Annotated in this window: 20 protein-coding genes (1 of these 20 cut by a window edge); 12 read left to right on the top strand and 8 right to left on the bottom strand. The window is 47.2% G+C overall.

The genetic code is table 11. The features are described 5' to 3' along the window. On the bottom strand, nt 1–194 hold the 5' end (the start) of the coding sequence (locus BBR47_RS04505) for a hypothetical protein (protein ID WP_041749247.1). Its footprint begins 532 nt before the window's first position; only the first 194 of its 726 coding nucleotides appear in the window; its start codon is at nt 192–194; the stop codon falls past the left edge of the window. Between the two features lie 13 nt (nt 195–207). After that, nucleotides 208–837, bottom strand: a complete 630-nt coding sequence (locus BBR47_RS04510; protein ID WP_012684569.1) for a YczE/YyaS/YitT family protein — start codon at nt 835–837, stop codon at nt 208–210. Between the two features lie 121 nt (nt 838–958). Between BBR47_RS04510 and BBR47_RS04515 the strand changes: the two genes are divergently transcribed. The 3 genes from BBR47_RS04515 to BBR47_RS04525 all read left to right on the top strand — a co-directional run bounded on the left by BBR47_RS04515 (nt 959) and on the right by BBR47_RS04525 (nt 3506). Next, the gene (locus BBR47_RS04515) at nt 959–1942 is read left to right on the top strand and encodes a LacI family DNA-binding transcriptional regulator (protein WP_012684570.1); all 984 of its coding nucleotides are present in this window, start codon (nt 959–961) and stop codon (nt 1940–1942) included. 82 nt (nt 1943–2024) lie between these two features. After that, nucleotides 2025–2894 carry an AraC family transcriptional regulator gene (locus BBR47_RS04520; RefSeq protein ID WP_012684571.1) on the top strand — a complete coding sequence of 290 codons (870 nt, stop codon included), beginning with the start codon at nt 2025–2027 and terminating at the stop codon, nt 2892–2894. A 117-nt stretch (nt 2895–3011) separates the two neighbouring features. Beyond that, nucleotides 3012–3506, top strand: coding sequence for a GNAT family N-acetyltransferase (locus BBR47_RS04525; protein WP_041749248.1), 495 nt, complete (start codon nt 3012–3014; stop codon nt 3504–3506). Between the two features lie 504 nt (nt 3507–4010). Here the strand turns inward: BBR47_RS04525 and BBR47_RS04530 are convergent. Next, on the bottom strand, nt 4011–6110 hold the full coding sequence (locus tag BBR47_RS04530) for a sigma-54 interaction domain-containing protein (RefSeq protein ID WP_012684574.1): 2100 nt from the start codon (nt 6108–6110) through the stop codon (nt 4011–4013). A 218-nt stretch (nt 6111–6328) separates the two neighbouring features. On the opposite strand from BBR47_RS04530, the gene BBR47_RS04535 reads away from it, so the two are divergent. From BBR47_RS04535 to BBR47_RS04545, 3 genes are all read left to right on the top strand, one after another. Then, entirely contained in the window at nt 6329–7462 is a 1134-nt protein-coding gene (locus tag BBR47_RS04535) for a M20 peptidase aminoacylase family protein (RefSeq protein ID WP_012684575.1), read from the top strand. Between the two features lie 30 nt (nt 7463–7492). Beyond that, complete coding sequence (locus BBR47_RS04540) at nt 7493–8905, top strand: YfcC family protein (RefSeq protein ID WP_012684576.1); 1413 nt, start codon at nt 7493–7495, stop codon at nt 8903–8905. Between the two features lie 130 nt (nt 8906–9035). Continuing rightward, a complete protein-coding gene (locus BBR47_RS04545) occupies nt 9036–9662 on the top strand; it encodes a class I SAM-dependent methyltransferase (protein ID WP_012684578.1) in 627 nt (208 codons plus the stop codon). Between the two features lie 21 nt (nt 9663–9683). Here BBR47_RS04545 and BBR47_RS04550 read toward each other — a convergent pair whose 3' ends face one another. Further along, nucleotides 9684–11042 (bottom strand): TrkH family potassium uptake protein, encoded by a 1359-nt coding sequence (locus BBR47_RS04550; RefSeq protein ID WP_012684579.1) that lies wholly within the window; start codon nt 11040–11042, stop codon nt 9684–9686. Between the two features lie 460 nt (nt 11043–11502). Between BBR47_RS04550 and BBR47_RS04555 the strand changes: the two genes are divergently transcribed. The 5 genes from BBR47_RS04555 to BBR47_RS04575 all read left to right on the top strand — a co-directional run bounded on the left by BBR47_RS04555 (nt 11503) and on the right by BBR47_RS04575 (nt 17480). After that, complete coding sequence (locus BBR47_RS04555) at nt 11503–13254, top strand: ABC transporter ATP-binding protein (RefSeq protein ID WP_012684580.1); 1752 nt, start codon at nt 11503–11505, stop codon at nt 13252–13254. Between the two features lie 4 nt (nt 13255–13258). Beyond that, nucleotides 13259–15316, top strand: coding sequence for an ABC transporter ATP-binding protein (locus tag BBR47_RS04560; protein WP_012684581.1), 2058 nt, complete (start codon nt 13259–13261; stop codon nt 15314–15316). A 73-nt stretch (nt 15317–15389) separates the two neighbouring features. Next, nucleotides 15390–15716 (top strand): DUF1904 family protein, encoded by a 327-nt coding sequence (locus BBR47_RS04565; protein WP_012684582.1) that lies wholly within the window; start codon nt 15390–15392, stop codon nt 15714–15716. Between the two features lie 236 nt (nt 15717–15952). Continuing rightward, nucleotides 15953–16525 carry an RNA polymerase sigma factor gene (locus BBR47_RS04570; RefSeq protein WP_012684583.1) on the top strand — a complete coding sequence of 191 codons (573 nt, stop codon included), beginning with the start codon at nt 15953–15955 and terminating at the stop codon, nt 16523–16525. Beyond that, complete coding sequence (locus tag BBR47_RS04575) at nt 16506–17480, top strand: DUF4367 domain-containing protein (RefSeq protein WP_012684584.1); 975 nt, start codon at nt 16506–16508, stop codon at nt 17478–17480. Before BBR47_RS04570 ends, BBR47_RS04575 begins: the two co-directional genes overlap by 20 nt. A 140-nt stretch (nt 17481–17620) precedes the next feature. Here BBR47_RS04575 and BBR47_RS04580 read toward each other — a convergent pair whose 3' ends face one another. Next, complete coding sequence (locus BBR47_RS04580) at nt 17621–18544, bottom strand: DMT family transporter (RefSeq protein ID WP_012684585.1); 924 nt, start codon at nt 18542–18544, stop codon at nt 17621–17623. A 109-nt stretch (nt 18545–18653) separates the two neighbouring features. Here BBR47_RS04580 and BBR47_RS04585 point away from each other — a divergent pair, with 109 nt between their 5' ends. After that, on the top strand, nt 18654–20075 hold the full coding sequence (locus tag BBR47_RS04585; protein WP_012684586.1) for a PLP-dependent aminotransferase family protein: 1422 nt from the start codon (nt 18654–18656) through the stop codon (nt 20073–20075). 204 nt (nt 20076–20279) lie between these two features. Here the strand turns inward: BBR47_RS04585 and BBR47_RS04590 are convergent, their stop codons facing one another. The 3 genes from BBR47_RS04590 to BBR47_RS04600 form a co-directional block, all read right to left on the bottom strand. Then, nucleotides 20280–20480, bottom strand: a complete 201-nt coding sequence (locus tag BBR47_RS04590; protein WP_007721941.1) for a cold-shock protein — start codon at nt 20478–20480, stop codon at nt 20280–20282. A gap of 215 nt (nt 20481–20695) precedes the next feature. Next, nucleotides 20696–21382, bottom strand: a complete 687-nt coding sequence (gene rluF, locus BBR47_RS04595; RefSeq protein WP_012684587.1) for a 23S rRNA pseudouridine(2604) synthase RluF — start codon at nt 21380–21382, stop codon at nt 20696–20698. An 18-nt stretch (nt 21383–21400) separates the two neighbouring features. Continuing rightward, nucleotides 21401–22108 carry an MOSC domain-containing protein gene (locus BBR47_RS04600; protein ID WP_231850557.1) on the bottom strand — a complete coding sequence of 236 codons (708 nt, stop codon included), beginning with the start codon at nt 22106–22108 and terminating at the stop codon, nt 21401–21403. Nucleotides 22109–22137 lie beyond the last annotated feature (29 nt).

Raw genomic sequence — 22137 nt, forward strand, 5'->3', positions numbered from 1 at the left:
GGTGTCAATTCCTGAATACTCATCGGCTGGTAATGCGTCACGTTTTCAGGATCTTGGGTCAGTCTGTGAATTTCGCTCTGGGCAAAAACATCTCCGCCAGCTTTTACGAGACCAGTGGAAGAGGAACAACCACCAAGCAATAGAAACAGGCTCACTGCAAGCGAACACACAACTTTTGGTCGAAAATTTCTCAAGGCTTTCCTCCTATTATGCCTCCGCCCCCTTCCTTTGATTGGCGAGACGAAGCATTTTATTCCCGACGTTGATTGCTGCTTGAATAATGTAGCCAGTCGTAAACGAAAGCACGACTGTTCCGTAATAAATCGGGCCATCTAACAGGAAGCTTGCGCTAAGAAACATGCACGCCAGCAAAATTTCTGTCCGTCTGAATGTCCACTTTAATCTTTTCGACATAACCAGTACAAATGCCTCTTGGGGAGCTGTGCACACTTGCGTACACACATACAACCCAATACCGCTGCCGATGCAAATGTTTCCGAGTGCCATGGTCAGAAGCGGCGGCAATGAACGGATAGCAGCCATGAGCCCATCGATGGACCCGATCAAATCGACAAAGACGGAGATCAGCACCATGACCAAAATGGCGCCGACAGAAATATAACTGCGATCCATGAAAAGGACGATGATGACAAAGGTTAGGTTAATGGCAAACATCCAGAAGCCAATCGATATCCCGAAGTTTTGATGCAGGGCAATAAACAGAGAATCATACGGGCTAAGACCAAAGGATGTAATGGTCGTCATCATATTGATCCCGAGCGCCAAAATCAATAAGCCTACGATAAACAAGAGATGTTCAAATTTTAAGCGAATCACAAAACACGACTCCTTTCATTCTACATAAGGAGAGCATAAGATGTGGAACGCTTTTCAGAGCAAGCGGAATGTGTTTTGATGTATGTAATAAGTACTGATCCGACGTCGAGGAGTAATCTGAGTGGCTAACATAAGAGAAATCGCGAAATTGGCAGGTGTATCCGTTTCAACCGTTTCCCGTGTACTTAACAACCATCCGTACGTGAACGAGAAAAAACGCGCGGAGATTCTCAAGATTATTGAAGAACAAAATTATGTTCAAAACAGTAATGCGGTCCACCTCTCTACCGGAAAAACGATGGTCATCGGTGTGACATTGCCTCTCGTCAACAACCAATACTACAGCTCCATTATCGAAGGCATAGCAGCAGAAGCAGCCCAGCATCATTACAAGCTGATGGTGTGCCAAACGAATAACAACCCCGAGCAAGAACGCAGCGTTTTACACTTGCTCAAAAATAAAAAAATCGACGGGCTTATCATGTGCTCCAGGTCCAGCTCTTGCGAAACGCTCAATGAATACGCAGGATATGGACCTATCATCACGTGTGAAGCAAATGATACCACATCTGTTTCGAGTGTTCATATCGACCACTATCAAACGTTTCTGATCGGGATGGAATATCTGATGAAGAAGGGGCATCGCCGAATCGGGTATTGCATTGGCAGAAAAAACAGCTTTAACAGTCAACATCGCAAACGTGCCTATTACGAAAAGCTGCGTTCGATTGACGTGACACCTTCCCCTGAGTGGTCATTTGAAGAATGTTTAACGATCCAGGATGGCAAGGATGTTGTGGGGAAATTGCTGCAAACAGAAGAGCGGCCGACAGCAATGATCGTATCGTGCAATCATATAGCGGCAGGGATCATCAAAGAAGCAAGTAGATTGGGGATTCGCGTACCAGAAGACTTAGCCGTAGTCGGTTGCGATGATCAGCCAATCGGAGAATTACTAGAGATCACCACTGTATCCAGCTCCAGTACGTTGATGGGAAAATACGCTTTTGAGATGCTGCATGAGCGGATTTGGACACAGCAGCTGGATGGGAAAAAGGAAGAGAAGGAACTGTCGCCCGAATTGGTAGAGCGATTGACCACGTGAGCTTGAAAGATAGCACAGTTGATCAAAAAAACGCTCGGCATCTCCCGCATACTAAAGAAAAAATAGGTGAAGGAAGTCAAAGATGGACACGTACAAGCGGATTCAGGACGCGATTGATTATGTCGAAGAGCATCTTCAGGAAGAAATGAACATCACAGATATTGCTTCCAGGGCGCATTTCTCTGCGTTTCATTTTCAACGTCTGTTTCAGGCAATCTCAGGCTTCAGTGTACAGGAGTACATTCGCAAGCGCAGACTGTCGGAAGCTGCACTGGCACTAAAACAGACAAGTGACAATGTGCTCGAAATTGCCGTGACTTATCAATACCAGTCGCAGGAAGCATTGACTCGCGCTTTCGAGAAGCAGTTCGGCATTACACCTGGGAGATATCGAAAAGAAAATCATTCGCTGCCTTATCTAGCCAAGATGGACTTTTTGGCCTTTCGCCAAACGATCAAAGGGGAGATTATGATGAACAAACCAACCATCACGACATTGGATGACATTCGTATCATAGGGAGGAGGTTCCGGACGAGCTTACAGGATGAGCAGCACTTCAAAGACATTCCGGGCTTCTATTATGAATTTGGACGTAATCAAGACTATTTGCGGATTCCGAATAAAGCAGCGGAGGATATGTCATACGGAATCGCCTGCGAATTTGAAGACGACGGGGGCTTTTCCTTTGTGATCGGGGAGGCTGTGCATCAGGTTCCTGAAGAACTGTCCGAAGGCTTTATTTCGCTCGTCTTGCCTGGCGGAAAATACGCGGAATTCAAAGTGACGGGTGATGCCGACCTTGTGCAAAACACACGTCGCTACATTTATGGAACATGGTTACCTCAATCGAATTATGAGAGAGGCGAGGGACCGGATTTTGAAGTGACAGATGTCAGAGGTTCACGCTTTCCTGAGGCGATGAGAGTATCTATTTACATCCCGCTTCTATAGGTGTTTGTTCAGCCGAACGCAATGAATTTTACAGTACTTTCACACGCCATCCATTCCAGCTTTATACCCGTTTGCTACAGTGTAAATGTAAGAGCGAATGTACAGGAGGCGGGTAGGGTGGAAGTGCAGATTGAGCGCGTCGTAAGAGATGATTTTGCTGAAATGATTACGTTGGCAGATATGACATTACCCGATCGAATGAACTTGCATGAGCTGAAAAAGTATATGGAGCTGTTTCCTGAGCTGATTTTCAAGGCGACCTACAACGGCCAGCTCATCGGTTTTAGCTGCGCCGGCATTGATATGTACCAGACGACTGGCTGGCTTCTGTTCAGCAATGTGAGCAAGGAGTTTCAAGGTCAAGGCATCGGCAAGCGGCTAATCGAAGCCAGACTGCAAGCCCTGCGCCAGTTTCCAACACTTCGCACCGTGCAGGTTACGGTGAGTGAAACGAACGCATCCTCTATTCGCGCGCTGTCTGCCTATGGCTTCCGTCTGGCTCATGCTGAGCAGGATTACTACGGGCCGGGCAAGCATCGGAATTTGATGGAGCTGCCTATTTTGCCTATGATTCAACCAGAAAAAATAGAGTCGTCCATCGTGATTACGTAGGTGGATTCATGAAAAAAGCGGAGGAGTTAAAAACTTGCCGCTTTTTTGTTTTTCATATGCTGGTACCGAGCTGTAGCGAGGGGAAGAAGTGCATTTCCAGTCTGCGCTTCGGCCTACGCCCCGCAAAGGGGATTGACTGGCCGCTCCGAAATGAATAGCGGGAGCGCTTCAAACGTTGAAGTTTCGAGGAAGTATCTCATAAGTGAAGCTGAAATTCCCCTCTATTCATTTCTACGCTGGGGAGGGCTCCAGAGGCGCTTGGACTGGAAATGCACTTCTTCCTACGTGGCTTTGGTCAACATCTTGAAAGTGTTTCAAGAAGTGTAGTACGTAAGCTACTTTGCACTGACTTTCAAAACGACTTAAAGAATGAATAATAACATTGCTATAAAGAAGCCCTGCCACATGTTTGGGAGGAGACCGCCCGAGCGAAGAGAGGATATAGGCGACTGGAAAACATGTGGCAGGGCTTCGGTCTCCGCAATCGTTGGAAGACAACAATAATTACCCCTTCGTAGCAATCAGCAAAGCCTCTAACACCTGCTGCCCAAACGCAGTAATCTGCGTCCCTTGCTTCTTGACCCCGATCGAGACACACCCAGCGCGGTCCAGCATGGTCAGCTTGTGCCTGATTTGGGCTTCAGTCATGGAGGGGCCACCGTTCATTCTCGCGAGCAGGGCACTGCGTCCAGTACGCTCCTGACGCTTGTAGCAATCGGACAGCACTTGCAGGATCGCTGTGTAATCTACCAAGGAGCCTTGCCGGGACAAATACCGGATTGTATCCTCCAACGTATCATCCCGGTGAGAGAGAAGTGGTGGAGTAGAGACATGCGCCGCAAAAAAACGCTCCGGCAAATGAGCCAGCTCCACCTGATTCCCCTCTGCGATGACGACTGCATAGTGAATGAAATTTTCCAGCTCGCGAATATTGCCTGGCCAATCGTAACGGAGTAGTTGTTCCGTCACTTCACGGGAGAAGGACAGACGCTGCTTTTTTTTCTGCAAGAAATAATCGATCAGCACCAAAATATCGTCTGGACGATCACGCAAGGGCTGGATGTGCAACGGCAGGACGTTCAGTCTGTAGTACAAATCCTCGCGAAACGTCCCTTTTTTGACCATTTCCATCAAGTTGCAATTGGTAGCAGCGATGACGCGTACATTGACTGGAATGACGCGATAGCCCCCTACACGCATGACCTGCTTTTCCTGGAGAACGCGAAGCAGTGCCGCTTGGATGCTGAGTGGGGCATCCCCAATCTCGTCCAGAAAAATGGTCCCGTTGTGAGCCAGCTCGAATAGCCCCATCTTTCCGCCTTTTCGTGCCCCTGTAAAAGAACCTTCCTCGTACCCGAACAACTCGCTCTCTACCAAGCTCTCGGTCAGCCCTGCAAAATTGACGGGGACGAACGGACCGTCACGACGCGTCGAGTGGTGATGGATGGCTTGGGCAAAAACTTCCTTCCCCGTTCCGTTTTCTCCTGTAATGAGAATCGTAAAGTCGCTTTCGGCCAGTTTGGTCGCCACACGCTTGTTAGCCTGAATGGACGTGCTTTTGCCGATGATATTGTCAAACGAATACTTGGTCATCAGTCCGAGATTGGCACTCTTCGTCCGTATTTCCTGTTCGATCTGTTGTACCTTCGTCACGTCCTGAAAGGTAATGACTGCCCCAAGAAACTGATCATCCAAGAACGTGGGAATCTTGGTAACCAAGAGGTACAAATCGCGGAACTCCAATACCTGCTTCGTTACTTCTGTGTGTGACTCGACAACCTCCAGAATATGAAATTCGGGAATGACCTCCGCTATATTTCGCCCAATGCAAGTTGCTTCAGTCATATGCAAAATTTTCTCAGCTTCTTTATTTAGCACAGTAATATTCCCTGTGGCATCTGTGCCAATGATGCCTTCATGAACAGCATTTAAAATGGAGCTCAGCTTTTCATTCAGCTTCCGCTCATTATGTACCGAATTGGTCAGCTTGCGCCCGATATGGACGAAATCACTGATGAAGTCAGCCGTGTACAGGTTTGCCTTATCTGGAGACAGATCAAGCAGGCGCGAAATATCAAAGATCGTCGTCAAATCCAAAGGGCGGTGCCCCAATTCAATGACGTTTTCAAAATGAGCAGGAATCAGCTCCCTGAGTCCATGACAGACAGCGACATCTATTTGATTTTTTTCAGGAAGCGGGGTCTCGGTATCGGGTACGTACGGTATAAAAGTCAGATGAGAGAATCCGAGATGAAACAATAGCTCAATCGCGCCGTCTACCATTTCGATGGAGTTGGAAACAAATAGACAGCGCGTTCCTGGAGGTAAATCCATGAGTTGATCCAACTTGTTAATGTCAATCGTGCGCCTTGCTAGCAGCACGGGGATGTCTGACGGAAGAGCTGGCTGATCGTGCAAGAGACTGGTGTCCGAAACGAGAATGAGGTCAACTGCGTCGTACACACTCGGGTGAAGCTGTTCTTGCATATGGTTTCGAATGATGTTCAAGCGGTTGCCGAAAAAAGACGTGAGCGTGTTTGCAAACACCAAGCTGATCGTCTCCAGCCGGGTCATCAACAAGATGCATGGGTTCTGTTTTATCATGATGCGACTCCTTTATATTTGCCGAATAGCTTTTAGATTTGGGTGAAAATATTGGAGCGGATATCTATTAAAAACAACCTATATTATAACCTAAAAAAACAGGATTGTTCAGAAATGCTTAACTTTTATAACAATATGCTTTTGGCACAAATCTTGCTATACATCCGGTAGAGCTAAACGAGATACTAGAAAAGACATCAAGGAGGAGGATGTATCGGATGAATCCGTTCTTATACTTGGACGAGCATCGCGACGAAATAGTGCGAACATACAAAGATTTGCATCAATTGGCGGAGCCGAGCTGGCACGAGGAGAAAACGGCGAGATATTTGCGGGAACGCTTGGAGGCGGCTGGTATTGCCGTCACACGCTTCGAGGGGCACCACGGCTTCTATGCGGAGATTCCTGGAGAGAGTGCTGAAATCGTTGCTTTGCGCGCGGATATGGATGCACTCGTGCAGGAAGTAGATGGCGTAGTAAGACCGAATCACTCATGCGGACACGATGCTCATTCGACACTGGCTCTCTACAGTGCCCTGGCTATTCAAGCAAGCGAAGCGGTGCCGCCAAAAACGATGCGCTTTCTATTCCAGCCTGCTGAAGAGAAGATGGGCGGAGCCTTGCAGATGATGAAGGATGGCGCTCTGGAAGGCGTGACAAAGCTGATCGGCGTCCATCTGCGCCCGGAAATGGAAGTCCCGTATGGCAGCGCTGCTCCGGCGATTTTGCATGGATCGTCTAGCTCTCTCAGAGGGACGATTATAGGTCTGCAAGCACACGGAGCACGTCCGGCGCTCGGAAAAAATGTCATTGAAGCCGCTTCGTTTTTGGTTCAGGCGTTGCAAAACATTCGCTTGCAAGACGGGTGCTCTTTTTCCGTGAAGATGACCCAATTGCAGGCAGGGGGAGAAACGGTGAACGTCATCCCTGATCGAGCGACCTTTAGCCTCGATGTACGTGCACAGTCCAATGAAGGCATGGCAGAATTGCGGAGAAAAACTGAGCATGCCATGGCTCAGACAGGGGTGTTGACGGGCATGGATGTGGAGTGGGAATGGTCGGGAGTCACACCGGCTGCGGTCGCCAATGCGAACATGATCCAAGTAGCCAAAAAGGCAATTGGGCAAGTGCTGGGTGAGGACAAAATTGCCGATATATGTGTGACACCAGGTGGAGAGGACTTCCATTTTTACGCGATTCACGGCCCTGAGCTTGCTACCACGATGATTGGTTTGGGGTGTGGTCTCACACCTGTTCTGCATCATCCACAGATGACTTTTCAGACAGATGCCTTGATTTATGGGGCAAAAATCATGACAGCTGCGATTTATGAAGCAGCCCAACATTCTTAGAGAAGCGCTACACACGCAGGGGGTTACCTTATGACAGAGAGCAAGCAACTAAAAAAGAAAAGCTTATTTCGGCTAGACGCCTATGTCCTTTTGTTTTGCATCTTACTTCTATGTGCATTGGCTACCTATGTGGTCCCGACAGGAGAATTTGACCGTATAAAAAACGGCAATGTGACGACGGTTGTACCGGGTAGCTATCATGCGGTCGAGCCGAATCCTACGGGCTTTATCGAGTTTTTTACCGCGATCCAGACAGGGATGGTCAAAGGCGCACCGATCATCTTCCTCGTTTTGTTCACAGGCGGTGCTTTAGCTGTTTTGGATAAGACAGGTGCACTCAACGCAGCGATTCTGACCATGGTCCGAAAATTGGGAAATAGAGAGTGGCTACTGGTTATTTTGATTACCTCCGTCTTTTCCATATTGGGTACGTTGGGTGTCATCGTCAACTCCGTCATTGCTTTTGTTCCGCTCGGTATCATGATTGCGAGAGCGATGAAAATGGATGCCATCCTCGGTGTGGCTCTGATTTATCTGGGTGTGTATGCCGGATTCAATACGACAATCGCATTCCCAGGAACGCTGGGCTTGTCCCAACAAATTGCGGAGCTGCCGCTGTTTTCAGGTATCGGCTACCGCACCATCATTTATGTTACATTTGTGATCGTAACCATCCTGTACATCGGACGTTACGCGCGTAAGGTTCGTCAAAACAAGAGTATCCTGGAGGGTGAGCTCTTTCCTTCTGATAGTGGTTCAACCACGATGGAAGTAGACACGAATAATGTTGATTTTACTACCCGTCATAAATTGATCCTGGCGTTTACGGGGATCGTTCTGATTGGTTTTATCGTCTGCACGATCTTGTTCAAATGGGACGTAAACGAGATGTCCGGAATCTTTATTTTTATTGCGATCGGAGTAGGCTTGCTCAACAAGATGAGCGGCAATGATATCGCCAAAACGTTCTTAAAAGGCTGTCAGGGATTGATTTACGGGGCATTGATCGTCGGTATGGCACGTTCTGTCACGGTCATTTTGGAGGATGGAAAGTTCCTCGATACCATCGTGTACGGGCTTGCTACCATCCTGGAGCCGCTCTCTCCGATGGCAGGGGCGATTGGGATGTTTCTCGGAAGCGCCGGACTGCACTTCTTGATTTCGTCCGGTTCAGGTGAAGCCGTTATGCTGATGCCGCTGTTGGCACCATTGGCTGACCTGATGGGCATTACGCGTCAGGTCGCAGTAGAGGCTCTGATGCTCGGAGAAGGTGTGGTTAACTGCATTAACCCAACCTCAGGTGTTCTGATGAGTATTTTGGCGATGAGTGGCATTTCCTACGGCAAGTGGCTGAAGTTCATGCTTCCGCTCACTGCGGTATGGACAGTTCTCTCCATCGTATTTATCGTGATCGGGGTATTGATTAACTGGGGCCCGTATTAATTCTACATGCGATGACAAGGAAGGCTTCGCCAACATGACTTGGCGGAGCTTTTTTTCATGAAAATCGTACACGTGCATAAACTGTGCAACGATACATTATTTTCGCAGGTAGAAAGTGGGGAAGCTCACCATGAGTACGGAAAATCAATCCGCTTTTGATTATCGGAAGTACTGGGAGGATAATTACGCTTCCGGTGGCAATTCTGGACTTGGCTCCTATGGCGTGCTGGCTCTTTTTAAAGCTGAAGTGGTCAATGCATATATCAAGGAGCAGCAAGTGAAAAGCGTTATTGAATTTGGCTGTGGGGACGGCAATCAAATTCTCTTTATGAAATATGAAAATTACGTGGGGTTGGACATTTCACCGACTTCGGTACAGATGTGTGCCAGAATGTTTGGCAAGGATTCGTCGAAAAGCTTTTTTTTATACCATCCGAAATCCTTTTACAATCAAGGATACTTAAAAAGTGATCTGGTGGTATGCCTGGATGTGCTGTATCACATTACTGATGAGGAAGACTTCGAGAAAACATTGGATGACATCTTCTCTTGCGCCAATAAACATGTCATTCTCTACACGAAGGTAACAAATGGGACAGAACCCCAGGTTGTCGACATGATCAAGGATCGTGACATCTTGCGTTACTTGAAAAAGTACAACGATTTCTCCATTACGCGAAAAATTGAGCAGAAATATCCAGACCTGTCCTCTGCCAGCTTTTTGATTCTAGAAAAAAATCCCCCAACGGCTACATAGCTTTGGGGGATTTCCTTGCCTCTATTGACCAATGATGATTCGTTCTTTCGGATAATGGTAGCGTACGATTCGGTCATTGCGCTTCAAGAAGAGGAGCAAATTGATAATCCCGATACGTCCGATCATCATCGTAATAATCAGGATGAGCTTGCCGCCAATGCCCATCTGAGCCGTAATCCCAGTAGACAATCCGGTCGTACCGAAAGCAGAGCAGACCTCGAACAAGACGTACTGGAAAGGTAAATCCTCCAGCCAGACGAGCAGCATGACCGCTGTGAACACCAGGATGATTGCGATGAAAAAGACAATAAAGGAGCGTTGAATGTCCTCATCAACCAGCTCTCTTCCGAACACCTTTACATCCTTGTAGCCACGCATGTTGGCAAAAACAGAGGCAATCAGGACGAAGAACGTCGTGGTCCGTATCCCCCCGCCCACGCTGCTCGGCGAGGCGCCAATGAACATCATCCCGGAGAGCATGATAAGTGTTGTGGTCGACAAGAGGCTGATATCCATCGTAGCCAAGCCGCCGCTTCGCGAGGAGACGGAGTGGAACAATGAATAGAACAGCATTTCATGCCAAGACTTATCGACCAAAAAGTGATTTCGTTCAAAAACGAAAATGAGCAGGGCGCCAATGGCGATCAAGGAAAAGAACGTCAGTGTCGTGATCTTGGTGAAGAGGGAAAAGGTGAAACGCACTTTTGCGCGGCGATAAGAAAAGTACGTTCTCAGCTCCACGAGGACGGGAAAACCGATCGCTCCACAAATAATCAAGATCATCACGATAGTCTGAAACACGTAATCGTGGGTAAAGTCGAGCATGGAGTTTCCGTGTAGGTCAAACCCGGCATTCGTAAAAGCACTGACAGATGCAAAGTAACCGTGGTAAAACGCGGTGTACCAATCGTCGTAGTAGCCGGCGTAAATAAAATGACTACCTAGCAGAATGGTCCCCACCAGCTCGATCATGAGCGCAATCACGAGAATATTGCGCATCAGGTCGACCAGACCGGACAGCGTGGAGCGGTTGTGGTCTGTTGCGATCCAGATGCGCTGTTCCAGGCCGATTTTTTGACCCATGAGGATCCAAATGAACGTGCCGAGTGTCATGATTCCGACCCCACCAACCTGGAAGAGCAACGTAAGAAACAAAATCCCCCACTGGTTGAAAACCTCATGAATCGTAATGACAGTCAGCCCGGTAACGCTGATGGCACTCGCCGCAGTAAACAAAGAGTCAATAAAAGAAAGAGAGGCTCCTGGTAAGTGAAAAAACGGCAATGACAGAAGAAACGCTGAGATCAGGATGAGCCCAACGTAGGCGAACACGATGATTTGAACAGATGTCAATCGACGCTTTTGATTGGATGATAACAAAATAAATGGCCTCCTGAATAAGCTTCATGAGGATAATCATACCAAAAAAAGTTCGCAAGCAAAAATACAAAAGATACGTTTACCCATTGTTCATGAGCCGAATCAATGCTGATAGAATTTTGCCTGCGGTATTTTCGCGGTTGACAATGTATCTGTAATAATGGTAAAGTTCAGAATGTATTTATTGGAAATTCAAAATATTAATGGAAAGGTGGGCTAGTCATGAAAAGAATTGTACGCATGGGTCATTCAAACAAGGGCATACATGACGTAACCCCACCATTGATACGAGCGTAGTATCGTTTTTTTGATCTCGTTAACATGGCGTAGGTTACATTTTTCGTAACTTGCGCCTTTTCTATTTTTGTTGAGGAAAAGGCATGTTGCTCATGGGCGATATGTCTTTTTTTGGCCTCTTTAAAAGGTCACCCAGCCGGGTAAAGAGAGGGGAGAAATACGGATGTTCTCGGTTTTGGCAAAGCTTGATTGGTTTTTCAAGGAGCATTGGAAACGGTATACGGTCGCTATTCTGCTATTGATTCTGGGCGGCTTATTGGAGATTATCCCTCCAAAAATCATCGGGGTGGCTATTGATGAGATTCACCTGGGGACGCTGACTGGCGAGCGGCTAGTATCCATCTTGCTGTTTTTCGGTGTATTGTCTGTCGCGATTTATTGGGTCAATTTTATCTGGATTCGCCAGTTGTTTGGGGGAGCATTTTTGGCGGAGCGGACGTTACGGTCGAAGCTCATGACACATTTTTTGCGGATGACGCCAACGTTTTATCAGCGCAATCGTACCGGTGATCTGATGGCACGAGCGACAAATGACCTAAAGGCTGTCTCGATGACGACAGGCTTCGGAATTTTGACGATGGTGGATTCGTTATCCTTTACAGGGGCAATTGTGCTGACGATGGGCTTCTTGATCAGTTGGAAGCTGACCTTAGCGGCGATTCTTCCATTGCCGTTCATGGCCTATATCATTAAGCAGTATGGGAAAAAAATTCACGAGCGATTTTCTACCGCACAAACCTCGTTCGGTGAGCTAAACGACCGCGTGCTGGAATCCGTCTCTGGGGTTCGCGTGATTCGAGCTTACGTACAGGAGATGGCGGATCAGGAGCGCTTTCGCCAAAAAACACATGAAGTGTATCAAAAAAATATCGATGTGGCGAGAATCGATTCGCTGATTGAGCCGACTGTCAAAATATTGGTTGGGATCAGTTATATGATCGGCTTGATCTACGGTGGCTACCTCGTGTTCCAAAGAGAACTGACCTTGGGAGAGCTGGTCTCGTTCAACGTCTATCTCGGGATGCTCATTTGGCCGATGTTTGCGATTGGCGAATTGATTAATGTGATGCAAAGAGGAAGTGCCTCGCTGGATCGAGTCAATGAAACCTTGGCGTACGAAGCCGATGTGACGGATCACGACAAACCAGTTCGTGTGGCAGTACCAGAAGTCATTCGGTTCGATTCCGTGACATTCCGCTATCCATCTGCGCAGGTTGACCAACTAGTGGATGTCTCCTTTACTCTGGGTCGGGGGCAGACGCTAGGAATCGTCGGGCGTACGGGAAGCGGGAAGTCCACGTTGGTTCGACAACTGCTCCGCGAATATCCGGTAGGACGGGGAGCCATTAGTGTTTCGGGAGAGGCGCTAGAACAGATTAGTCTGGATAACATCAAGAGCTGGATCGGTTATGTACCGCAGGAGCAGATTCTGTTCTCGAAGTCAGTCCGCGAAAACATCCTGTTCGGGAACAACGAGGCAACAGAAGAACAATTACAGGAAGTGTTGAAGCAGGCCGCATTTGCTCGGGATGTTCAGCTATTGCCTGAAGGCTTGCAAACGCTTGTTGGTGAAAAAGGTGTAGCCCTTTCAGGTGGGCAAAAACAGCGGGTTTCGATTGCTCGGGCTCTGTTGGTCAATCCGGAAATTTTGATTCTCGACGATGCCATGTCGGCGGTGGATGGCAAAACCGAGGCGGAGATGATCACGAATATTCGCCGGGAGCGTGCAGGCAAAACAACACTGATCACCACACATCGCTTATCGGCGGTGCAGCATGCAGATTGGATTCTCGTCATAGACGAAGGACAAATCGTCGAGGAAGGTACACATGCACAGCTATTGGAGCTGGGCGGTTGGTATAAAGAACAATTCGAGAAACAGCAGATTGAAGCGACGCTGACAGAAAGCGGGTGAATGAATGACGACAGGGAAAAGGCTAGTCCATTATGCATCCATTTTTAAAAAGACGATCCTCTTGGCGGTATTAATGCTGTCCATCTCGGTTGGGGCAGAACTGACGGGACCGTTTTTGGCTAAAAAAATGATCGATACGCACATCATGGGCATTGAATTCCCTTGGTATGAGACGGCACAGCGTGAGAATTCTGTGTTATACAAAGGGAAGTATTACACCAGGCAGGATCACTTAGTAGCTGGTGAGAGCACAGGTGGGGAAGTTCGTGTTCTGCAGGTGGGGCGCGACTATTATTTCTTGAATCAGGCGATTTCGTATGATGGGCAGCGCTCCGTTGAGGCTGGGAAGCTCGTCATTGTCAAAGGTGCGGATCGAGCGGAGTACCAGGCTACTCTCTTAAGCAATCAGGAGATATTTGAATTTTTCCGGCCAGAGACAAGCGGCTTGCTCACACTGGCTGCTCTCTATTTCGGATTACTAGTAGTTGCCTCACTTTTCCACTATGGGCAAAAATTTTTATGGCAAAAATCAGCGAATCAGGTCATTGAGAGACTGCGTATTGACGTGTTCGCGCATATCCAACGATTGCCCATTCACTATTTCGATCATCTCCCTGCTGGGAAGGTGGTTGCTCGTGTCACAAACGATACGGAGGCGATCCGTGAGCTGTTTACGAATGTGCTCGGCAATTTTATTACGAGCGGGATTTATTTAATTGGTATTTTCGCAGCGCTTTTCTTGCTTGATATACGACTCGCGCTTGTTTGTCTGGTCATTTTGCCAATCATGGTGGTGTGGATTTACTTGTACCGCAAGTACGCCTCTGGATTCAACCATGTCATTCGGGCACGCATCAGTGACATCAACGGGATGATTAACGAGTCGATCCAAGGGATGCCGATCATTCAGGCGTTTCGCAGGGAAAAGGAAACGATGCGGGAATTCGGCGAGCTGAACGAAGAACTGTTCACCTACCAAAATAAAATGCTGCGGCTCAATGCGACCGCTTCGTTTAACCTGGTTCAGTTCATCCGCAATATCGCGTTTGTTTTGTTCATCTGGTATTTCGGAGGAGCGTCCCTCGGGATAGGCACACTGCTCTCACTTGGTGTCCTCTACGCATTCGTCGATTATTTGAATCGCTTGTTCCAGCCGATGACACAGATCGTCAACCAATTGGCGAACCTGGAGCAATCTCTCGTTGCGGCGTCGCGTGTGTTTGAACTGCTGGAAGAAGAGGGTGTCGACGTTGATCCAGCAAAGGTTCCGTGCTATCAGGGGAATGTTCGCTTCGACGATGTTTCCTTTGCCTACAAAGACGACCAATACGTACTGAAAAACATTTCGTTCGAAGCTTGGCCTGGAGAGACAGTGGCACTGGTTGGTCACACGGGTTCGGGAAAAAGCTCGATTATCAATCTGTTACTCCGTTTCTATGATGTAAACAGAGGAGCGATTATGATTGATGGGCGCAATGTGCAGTCGTTTTCCAAACAGCAGCTGCGCCAGCACATGGCTATTGTTTTGCAGGACCCGTTTTTGTTTACAGGAACGATTCGTTCCAATGTGAGTCTGGATGATCCGTCGATTTCGCCGGAAAAAGTGGAGAAGGCTTTGTGTGATGTAGGGGCAGACCAACTGTTCCGCAGTCTTCCGCAAGGATTCGATGAACCCGTTATCGAGAAGGGAAGCACGCTTTCGCTCGGACAGCGTCAGTTAATTTCGTTTGCGCGTGCTCTCGCGTTTGACCCGGCTATCCTCATTCTGGATGAAGCGACCGCCAGCATCGACACGGAAACAGAGGGCATTATTCAGAATGCGCTTGAGGTGTTGAAAAAAGGGAGAACGACCTTCATCATTGCTCATCGCCTGTCTACGATCAAAAATGCAGATCAAATTCTCGTACTGGATCGAGGCAGAATTGTAGAGCGAGGAAAGCATGAAGACTTGATGGAGAAACAAGGCAGGTACCATCAGATGTATCAATTGCAGCAAGGGAACAAAGAAGTGCGGGTGCAAGAGGCAGTAGGTAAGCATGGGAGCGCCGCAGCCCTGACCTAGTTTTTTCTACTCTTTTTGCCTCTTGAACGGTAAGATAGAGCATAGAAGTATGGACTTTTCAGGGGGGATCATCATGCCACATCTTATCGTTAGAGGCATTCAAGCTGAACAAATGGCTACGATTAGCGAACCGCTTGCAGTGGAGCTTGCTGCACTCTGCCAATGCGGTACAGACAATTTCACAATCGAATGCTTGCATACAACAGGCGTTTTTGGCGGGAAGATCGTGGAGTCGTTTCCTTTTATTGAAGTAGCATGGTTTGAGCGGGGGCAAGAGGTTCGTGACCAGTTTGCCCAGATTGTAACCAAGCATGTCCTATCTCTTGGCATCCCAGAAGTGGAAATGGCATTTGTCGCTTATCAAAAAGAAAGCTATTATGCCAACGGAGAGCATTTCTAAGAGAAGCTGACAGGTGCTGTCGATTTCCCGGGAAAGAATCAAGACATTCGACAAGTGTACAGACAAACAAATGAATGCAAGCATGGAATAAGGGTGCTCCTTCCTGTGGTACGAGGTTTTTCGTACGAGACGGGTGGAACACCTTTTTCATTTTATTCGCAGAACCAAAAATTTCTAAAATAGGTGTCACAAACAAAAGATGCCAGTTGTTATTCATAGTGAGAGGAGGGCAAACCGTGGAAAAAACAGAGATAGAGCGCCTGCTGATCGAAATAAAAGCGGGTTCTCTTGAGCAATACGAACTCATTATCGATTACTATCAACAACCGATCTTTACATACTGCTATCACATGCTCGGTCATCGCCAAGATGCAGAAGACGCTGTCCAGGAAGTCCTGTTTCGTGCCTACGAGCATCTTGACCAGTATACGTACTCGCTGTCATTTTCGGCATGGCTGTACCGGATCGCTTACAACCATTGTGCGAATGTGCTAAAGCGCAGGAAATTAAGCCGCGTGTTGCCCTTTTTGTACAACCGTGATCAGGATGGACGCAATTATGTCGAGGAGAGCATTGACAGCAATTATTTAGGAGAGCCGCTAGAACAAATTTGGAAACGGCTGTCCGCCGAAGAACGAACACTTATTTTCCTGCGTGTGCTAGAGGAAAGAGAGTACGAGGAAATCGCGGAGCTGATGGACAAAAAGTCAGCAGCCTTGCGCAAACAATTTGAACGCATTTTGAAAAAGTGCAAACGTTATTTGCCAACGATGGGAGGGGTGGCCGCTAATGGACAAAAATCCGTTTAAGCACATGAGAGACATGCTGGTAGCTAAACCAGTCCCGAAAGTCGATGTCAAACATAAAGTCATGGCAGCAATTCGTGCCAAGGAAAGCAAGGAGGAAAAAGTCGTGAAAAAGAAAATAGGTTTGCTGGTCACTGTAGGTATGCTCGTCGGAGCGTCTTCCGTATGGGCGGGAGTAGAAATGATCCAATTGAAAAATGAGAAGGGCGAAGTAGTGCTAAAGCTTAAACAAATGAGTATGCAAGAACAGCAACAAAAGATGCAACAGCTCCCCCCTGACATAAAGGATCAGATCAAGAATCGAAATGCAGAGATTTTTAAACAGTTGGATACGGGGGAACAAATCGTCAATGGATTAAAACCTGGCGAAGCGGTTGCCATTTATTGGCCGCTGACAAAACTTCAGTTGGAATCAAATCCAAACAGTACTCCGTTCGTAGATGTACGATCCAAGCCTTTTACCTATACAACGTGGAAGGACATGGAACAAAAGGTTGGTCATCTGTTCAAGGTGCCGGCAGAGATGGGGACGGATTTCAAGTTTGTAGCGAGTGAAGCGATCTATCTTCCAAGTGACAAGTATGATGAGAAAGCGATGAAAGAGGAACAAGAAAGAACGAAAAAAGAATACGTGGTACAACCAATTCCATTATCAGACAAGCTTCGTGATGCAGAGATTGAGTACAAGGGCCAAAAAGGAAGTGCTTTCTTAGAAGTTTCCATCCTGGGTGACAACAATAAAAGTGGAGGTACACTTGCGGAGAATTTGGAAAAAGTCATGATTGGCGACAATGAAGCCGTGTACTCCACTTTCGCACCTGAAAATGGGGACACCGTACACTCTTTGGATTGGGTGAAAAATGGTACAAAGGTGAACTATAACCTGAGAGCCAAGATGAGTGTAAGCACGAAAGAAGAGCTGCTGAAAATGGCGGAACAAATCAATCAAGCGCAATAATGAGAGATTCCCTCAGAGAAAGTGGCATCCAAAGACGAGTTGATCAAAACACCAAGCAGATCAACGATACGAAATAACCATATTCCTAAAAGAGGAGTACCACAAAGCACAGTTTGGCTTGTGGTACTCCTTTTCTTTCGCTAATTGCTTACATCACGCAGCTTGTTTGCTTTTTTACCCATCAACTGCTTCAAGCCATCCATATTAATCAGGATAATCCCGACAATAATCGTGATTCCCCCTGCTAACGACAGGAGATAAAGCGGTTCATTGTACAGGATGACGCCCAAGCTCAGGGCAATCAACGGAGAGATATAGAGCCACGTGGATGGAAACACAGGGTTGGTTTTGGCCACGAGCCAATAGAAAATGGAATGCCCCATCATGGAACCAACGAAGACCAAGTACAGGAGCGAGAGGATCGCATTAGCCGTGAGCATCGATTCCATATGCACTTGCTCCGTAAATAACGATAAGACAAGCAGCATGGCTCCTCCATACATCATCTGTGCCGCATTCAAAGCGATGGGTGAGGTATCTTGAAACCGTTGGATGACGCTCCGGGAGTATACTGCACCAGCAGAATAAAAGAGTTCCCCGAATATGACTGCGATGCACCCTGTAAGCCAAAGGAGACTGAATGAGACGGTCACACCGGGTAAAATCAGCAAAAAGACACCGACAAAGGCAACCAAGCAACCCATCAAAGCAATACCGGGGGGCTTTTGCCGAGTAATACCGGTCTGAAGCAGCATCACCATGAGAGGGCCTGTTGCAGATAATATCGCTGCAATTCCTGAACTTACATGCTGCTCTGCCCAATACAAGGGGGCAAATGTCCCGAACGTCAAACCGATACCGGTAAGGAGCATTTCTTTATGAAACAGCAGCGAGAGACGCGCCTGTTTTTTCCAGAGCATGAATGAAAACAAAATGACACCTGCCAGAAAGAACCGGAGTCCTCCTGAGAAAAACGGTGGAGCTCCAGCATCGATCCCGACTTTGATTGCCAGAAAAGTCGTTCCGAATATCAAGCACATGACCACATAATTAAGCAGTACCATTATGATTCCTCCCTTTTCCTCATCATAAGGGGAAGGGAATAGAACAGATGAAATAGAATAGAACAGATACAGAGATCTATCCATTATCATGGGGGAAGGGGGGAGCGGCATGAAAAGGAAGGTTCTTTCAAACAGTCATTCTGATAAGCTGTTCGAACAAGTGTATGACTATCTTCTGGAACGAATCAGACGCGATGAGTGGAGGGCACATGAAAAGCTCCCTTCTGTTCGAACGTTGGCGTTGGAATTGAATGTGCATCGCCTGACGGTTTTTAAAGCATTTCAATTATTAAAGCAAAACCGCCATGTGTACGTGAAGGATAAGTCGGGGTATTATGTACAACCGAGCAGCCTGTTGCCAGTGGAGTCGATGAATGATCCAATCGTTTCTGCCTATGTGCACAAGAGTTATCTTTCGGAAATTCATCAGGTGCAGGCGACCTATCAATTTTCCAAAGCATTGATCGAACCGAATTTATTGCCAAATCATTACTTTTCGGGATACGTGAAGAAAGTGTTTGATCTGTATCCAAAGGTGCTGGGCACCTACTCAACCACACAGGGAGATCAGGAGCTGCGGGAAGCACTGTGCAGCTATTATGTTAGCCGTAATCATTTTCACCTGTCCCCCGATGAGCTGATGATTACATCTGGTTCGCAGGAAGCGATTGATTTGGTTGCCAGAGTACTTGTAAAGCCGCGTGATGTCGTGTTGATTGAGAGACCTACGTACAGTCCGGCCATCGATGTATTCGGAAGACAGGGCGCCAACATGATTTCCATCGAGATTTCGCCGGATGGCTATGATTTGGAGCAGGTTGAACTGTTGATGCAAAAAGAAAAACCACGCCTGTTTTATCTCAATCCGACCTTTCACAATCCGACAGGCTATACGGTTCCCGCTGAACAACGGAAGAGACTGGTGGAGCTGGCTGCGAAGTATCAGTGTCTGATCGTAGAGGATGATCCGTGCCGCGATATTTACTTCGGTGACGAGCCTCCACTGCCGTTTTTTTCTTACGACACGGCAGGCTATGTCATCTATCTGCGCAGCTTTAGCAAGTACATCGGGCCGGGGTTGAGTATTGCGACTGTGGCATGCCGTCCATCTATTATGAATTATTTGATTCAGGCGAAATCACTGTCCGACAGTGGGGCGCCCCTGCTGAATCAAAAGATTTTTTTGCATTATTTCTTCTCCGAACGGATGCAGCAGCATTTGGCGAAGCTGCGGATTGCATTGGCCATTCGCCGGGATATTATGGAGGAAGAGCTGTCTGTGACCGACTGGGAGTGGTCCAGTCCACCAGGAGGCTTTAATTTATGGGTGAAGCTGCCTGATTCTGTCCCGATGGATAGTCTTTTGGCGAAATGCATAGAACAATCGATTACGTTTGTGCCCGGTGCGATCTGTGATCCGCTGCGGGAGTTTAGCTCTTGGATACGCATCAGTTTTTCCTATTTGAATGAACACCAGCTGCGCGACGGTTTGCAAAGGCTCGTCAGTACGGTTCGTCAGTTGAACATGTAGGAAATGGAAGGGCTGGTTTTAATAATCCGTATTTGAAAATATAAAAATTTTAAGAAGTGCGATTTACTGTGTTATACTGAGTCTACCATTTACTGTTCTGTAGCATTCCCTACTCCATTTACGTGAGTAGGGTTTTTTATTTGTGTCTCAGACAACAAAAAAACAGACACCCTTACAGGAGTCTGTTTTTTGTGTTTGGTTAAATTAAACTTTTTGAACGTTAGTAGCTTGTGGTCCGCGTTGGCCTTGTTCTACGTCAAAAGTAACTTTTTGACCTTCGTCAAGGGATTTGAAACCGTCGCCTTGGATAGCAGAGAAGTGAACGAATACGTCTTCTTTACCTTCGCGCTCGATAAAACCAAAACCTTTTTCTGCGTTAAACCATTTTACTGTACCTTGTTCCATTGTTATTGCCTCCTAGTGTGTAACACACATATATTACTATCCTTGCTCTCAGGATCATCTAGACGAAATTTTGCTATCTACGCTATCCGTTGCTTCGAACAAAAATAATTCTCTACTAGCATAACAGGATATTGAAAAGATAGCAAATCATTCGCGTATATTTGATGAAAGAAAATATAAATGAGCCACTATACTAACTCCAACCCGTCCTGATTTCACAAGTTTTTATTCAGATCAGTCAATTCCTTGGCCGTCAGATTTCGCCATTGCCCCAATTTCAAATTCCCCAAGGCAATGTTCATGATGCGTATTCGCTCAAGCTTTCTTACCTGATAACCAAAAGCCTGACACATCCGTCTGATTTGCCGATTGAGCCCTTGCGTTAGCACGATATTGAAGACGCGGTCGCTGACTTTGGTTACTTTGCAAGGCTTGGTAGTCGTTCCGAGAATGCGTACGCCGTTTGCCATTCCATGCAAGAAATTCGCCGTGATGGGCTTGTCTACGGTGACGATGTACTCTTTGTCATGATTGTTCTCAGCACGCAAAATTTTGTTTACGATATCTCCGTCGTTGGTTAATAGGATGAGGCCTTGCGAATCTTTATCCAGACGCCCGATAGGAAAAATCCGCTCGGGGTGATTCACGAAATCGATGATGTTGCCTTTGACGTGCAGTTCAGTGGTACACGTAATTCCGACAGGCTTGTTCAAGGCGATGTAGACATCTTTCTTTTTGACACCGAGGGGCTGTCCATCGATGCGCACGTCATCTCCTGACGCAACCGTACTTCCCAGTTCCGCGAGTTGCCCATTGATTGTCACGCGCTTGGACTCGATTAATTTATCGGCTTCTCTTCGTGAGCAAATGCCGGTTTCACTGATGAACTTATTAATTCGCATGAGACGTTCCTTTCGCTATTACTGCTGCTTTTCCAGTTTTTCAAGTAATTTATTCCGCCAAGGTAGGGCCAATTCCTCCACCTCGAGCATACGCTGTATCGTCCCTTGGGATGGTGCCTTGTCATGGAAGTACAAGTGGTGGATGGAAGCCACACTGACTTGCTTTGGATGAGCAGAGATTAGGGTAATCTCTGAGTCTGACTTGATCGTCCCTTCCTGCAAAACGCGGAAGAAATAGCCCGTATAGCCCATTTCCACCACGGCTTTGAGCAGTTGGTTATTGTTGTTGCGCTTGTTGATCGTCGCGCAAGGAAATCTGCCTTGGGTCACTTGCAGGATCGTATCACCAAATTGATACACATCCCCGATGCAGACCTGCTCTTCAGTCATGCCAGCGAGCGTGAGATTTTCTCCGAATGCCGCATTGGTCAGAGGTTGGCCGAATAACTTCTCCCAATGGGCATAATGTTCAAAAGGATACGCACAGACGACGCGGTCTGGGCCACCGTGGTACTCTGGATTCGCGATATCGTCGTCATCAATTTTCTCGGAACGGACAATGAGCTCGTCAGCTTCTTCCTTCCAAATGCCGGAGAGATATTCCTTGCCGTTGTACATATTATTTTTAGGCAAACCTTTACTAATAGTAACGATTTTTCTGGTCAACTTATGCTCACTCCCAGCCTGTACGATTGCTTCTCTTTTTATCCCCATACTATACCACATTCCCTAATATCCTCCACAGCGGATGGGCA

Origin of the sequence: Brevibacillus brevis NBRC 100599 (assembly GCF_000010165.1) — a bacterium.
Taxonomy (GTDB): Bacteria; Bacillota; Bacilli; order Brevibacillales; family Brevibacillaceae; genus Brevibacillus; species Brevibacillus brevis_D.